The 3,636-nt window shown below is 69.2% G+C and carries 5 protein-coding genes; 2 read left to right on the top strand and 3 right to left on the bottom strand.

The window, feature by feature from the left end:
* On the top strand, positions 1 to 720 hold a 720-nt coding region (locus ABDW35_RS33860; protein WP_343718250.1), incomplete at its 5' end, for an ROK family protein.
* Between the two features lie 4 nt (positions 721 to 724).
* On the opposite strand, the gene ABDW35_RS33855 is transcribed toward ABDW35_RS33860, so the two are convergent.
* Positions 725 to 1,201, bottom strand: coding sequence for a Rid family hydrolase (locus ABDW35_RS33855; RefSeq protein WP_343718249.1), 477 nt, complete (start codon positions 1,199 to 1,201; stop codon positions 725 to 727).
* A 207-nt stretch (positions 1,202 to 1,408) separates the two neighbouring features.
* Between ABDW35_RS33855 and ABDW35_RS33850 the strand changes: the two genes are divergently transcribed.
* Positions 1,409 to 2,188 (top strand): adenylate/guanylate cyclase domain-containing protein, encoded by a 780-nt coding sequence (locus ABDW35_RS33850; protein WP_343718248.1) that lies wholly within the window; start codon positions 1,409 to 1,411, stop codon positions 2,186 to 2,188.
* 14 nt (positions 2,189 to 2,202) lie between these two features.
* On the opposite strand, the gene ABDW35_RS33845 is transcribed toward ABDW35_RS33850, so the two are convergent.
* Entirely contained in the window at positions 2,203 to 2,997 is a 795-nt protein-coding gene (locus ABDW35_RS33845; protein ID WP_343718247.1) for an ABC transporter ATP-binding protein, read from the bottom strand.
* A 1-nt stretch (position 2,998) separates the two neighbouring features.
* On the bottom strand, positions 2,999 to 3,636 hold a 638-nt coding region (locus ABDW35_RS33840; RefSeq protein ID WP_343718246.1), incomplete at its 5' end, for an ABC transporter permease.

Raw genomic sequence — 3,636 nt, 5'->3', positions numbered from 1 at the left:
ATGCCCGGCGTGCTGTCGCCGCAGACCGGTCTGGTCAAGAACGCCAACTCCACCTGGCTGATCGGCAAGCCCTTCGACAAGGACCTCAGCGCCGCCATGGGCCGCGAGGTGCGTTGTGAGAACGACGCCAACTGCCTGGCGGTGTCGGAGGCGACCGACGGCGCCGCGGCCGGCAAGGGCGTGGTCTTCGCCGTCATCATCGGCACCGGCACCGGCGCCGGCATCGCCTTCAACGGCCGCGCCCATCGCGGCGGCAACGGGCTGGGCGGCGAATGGGGCCACAACCAGCTGCCCTGGGCCACGCCGGACGAGCTGCCGGGCCCGGACTGCTATTGCGGCAAGCAGGGCTGCCTGGAGACCTGGATCTCCGGCACCGGCTTCGGCAAGGACCATATCCGGGTGACCGGGCAGGAGATCTCCACCCATGAGGTGGTGAAGCGGGCCGAGGCCGGCGACCCCGACTCCTCGGCCACCGTGGAGCGCTACATCAGCCGGCTGACCCGCGGCCTGGCCCATGTCATCAACCTGCTCGACCCCGATGCCATCGTGCTGGGCGGCGGCATGTCGAATGTCGCACGCCTCTATGACGAGGTGCCGAAGCGGCTGCCGCCGATCGTGTTCGGCCGGGAATGCGCCACGCCGATCCTGAAGGCGAAGCACGGCGACAGCAGCGGCGTCCGCGGCGCCGCCTGGCTGTGGCGCCAGGGCGAGGTCGGCTGAACGGCTACGGCGCGCGCTGCGGCCCCAGCGGCGCGAAGGCGGTGGCCTTGATCTCGACCAGCCCGCCATCGGGGTTCAGCTCCGCCACCGCCAGCTCGACCGCGGTGGGGTAGGGGGCGGGGAAGAACTCGTCGCGCACGGCCGCGATCGCCGCCAGCTGTCCGACCTTGTCCAGCGCCAGGCGGTCGCTGCCGAGCACATGGAACATCTGCAGCTCCACCACATCCTCGAGGCGGGCGTCGCAGGCCCGCAGCAGCTCGTCGATCTGCCGGAAGACGCGGCGCAGCTCCTCGCGGAAGCCCTCCGCGTCCAGGGGCTGCGGCTGCCGGCTGCAGGCGACGATGCCCGACAGGAAGACGAAATCCCCCGCCCGGCGTGCCGGCGCGTAGTGGAATTGGTCGACATCGGCCTGCAGCCCGGACGGGATCGCCACCATGCCGGTGCGGGTCGCGACGCTGCGGATGTCTGCCTGGAGATCCATTGATGCATCTCATTTTGTAATAAATGATACAGAATTTCTGTCGAAGAATGTCCGCCGGTCAAGCGATTTGTGGAATGCTGATTACAGAATTCACGACAGCGTGGGTATCCGATCGGCATAGGTTTATGTTCATGAAATGTTCATGAGGGTCTCGCGATCCGGCGCGCGGCGCAGTATGATCCGCGCCTGACTCGCCGCGAGAGACCCATGTCCCAGCCGGAACGCCGCCTGACCGCCATCCTCTGCGCCGATGTCGTCGGCTATTCGCGGCTGGTCGGGCGCGATGAGACCGGTACGCTGGCGCGGCTGGACCAGGCCCGAGACATCCTGCGGACGGTGACGGAGGGGCAGGGCGGGCGTGTGTTCAACCTGGCAGGGGACGGGCTGCTGGCCGAGTTCCCCAGCGCGCTGGCCGCGGTGCAGGCCGCGATCTCGGCCCAGGACCGGCTCGGCATCTGGGCCTCCGATCAGGCCGAGGACGACCGCATGCGGCTGCGCATCGGGGTCAATCTGGGCGACGTCGTCGTCAACGGTGACGACCTGCTGGGCGACGGAGTCAACGTCGCGGCCCGGCTGCAGGCGCTGGCGCAACCTGGCGGCATCTGCCTGTCCGGCGCGGTCTACGACCAGGTGCGTGGCCGGATCGAGATCGGTTTCGCCGATCTCGGCCCGCAGGCGATGAAGAACATGGCCGAGCCGGTGCGGGTCTATGCCCTGCGGATCGGGCCGGATACCCATCGTGTCGGGACGACGGCGCTCACCCCGGCTCCGGCGGCGCCCAGTTGGGGAGGTGAGGTCTTCGGCCGCCTGCGCCGTCGGCTGCTGGGTGCGCTCCTCGTCGTCGCCGTGCTGCTGGTCATCAACCTGATGACGAACCCTCACGATCTGTGGGTGCAGTGGCCGGCGCTCGGCCTCGGTATCGCCGCTCTGCTGCCGCTGATCCGGCACCTGCTCTGGGGCCAGCCGCTCGACGCCGACGGCAAGTAGCCGCCGGTCGGGCTTTACGCCAGCAGCAGGCTGTCGTCGTCCAGCTGTTCGCCGCGGACCTTGCTGAACAGCTTCAGCAGGTCGGGGACGTCCAGCCCCTTGCGCTCCTCGCCGGCGACGTCGAAGGCGACCTGGCCCTCATGCAGCATCACCGTGCGGGTGCCGTGGTCGAGGGCATGGCGCATCGAATGGGTGACCATCAGCGCCGTCAGCTTCTGCTCCTCGATGATCCGGCAGGTCAGCTGCAGCACGAAATCCGCGGTGCGGGGGTCGAGCGCGGCGGTGTGCTCGTCCAGCAGCAGGATCTTCATGCCGGTCAGAGTCGCCATCAGCAGGCTGACCGCCTGGCGCTGGCCGCCGGACAACAGGCCCATCGAATCGCCCAGCCGGTTCTCCAGCCCCAGCCCCAGCACCGCCAGCTTGTCGCGGAACACGGCGCGGCGCGACCCATCGATCGACGGGGCGAAGCCGCGCGACCGGCCGCGGGCATAGGCCAGCGCCATGTTCTCCTCGATCGACAGCCCCTCGCAGGTGCCGGCCATCGGGTCCTGGAACACCCGCGCGACCAGTCCGGCGCGCTTGGGCGACGGCCAGCGGGTGACGTCGATGCCGTCGATCTCGACCCGGCCGCGCTCGGGGCTGGCGTCGCCGCTCAGCACGTTCAGCAGGGTCGACTTGCCGGCGCCGTTCGAGCCGATGACGGTGACGAACTCGCCGACCGGGATGGTCAGGGTGAGGCCGCGCAGGGCCTTGTTCTCCAGCGGCGTGCCGCGGCCGAAGGTGACGTGGGCGTCCTGGACCGAGATCATCTCAGGCGCTCCGCCGGAACAGGGATTTCAGGGGGTTGCGCATGCCCGGCAGCATCAGGGCGATGCCGACCAAGAGCGCCGTCACCAGGTTGAGGTCGGAGGATTGCAGCCCGAGCCAGTTGGTGTTCAGCGCCAGGGCGATGACGATGCGGTAGATCACAGCGCCCAGCACGCAGGCGGCCAGCATCACCACGATCCTGCGGGTGCGGATCATGGTCTCGCCGAGGATCACGGCGGCCAGCCCGACCACGATGGTGCCGGTGCCGACGGTGACGTCGGCGAAGCCGGCGGTCTGGGCGAAGAGAGAGCCGGCCAGCGCCACCAGCGCGTTCGACAGCGCCATGCCGACATAGATGTGCAGCTTGGTCGAGATGCCCTGCGCCCGCGCCATCCGCGCATTGGCGCCGGTGGCGCGCATCGCCAGGCCGAACTCCGAGGTCAGGAAGCGGCCGAGGGCCAGCCCGACGATGACGACGATGATCGCCAGCACCACCACCTTCAGCGTCGCCCGCACCGGCAGGCCGGTGCCCTCGATCGCCGGCGTCAGCCAGGTGAACAGGTTGATCACCGTGTCCTGGTTGATCAGCGCCACGTTCGGCTTGCCCATGATCCGCAGGTTGATCGAGAACAGCGCGATCA

It is taken from the genome of Inquilinus sp. (assembly GCF_039594555.1).
Taxonomy (GTDB): Bacteria; Pseudomonadota; Alphaproteobacteria; order DSM-16000; family Inquilinaceae; genus Inquilinus.
Note: the sequence above shows the minus strand (reverse complement) of the source record. Positions and strands in the feature narration are given on the sequence as shown.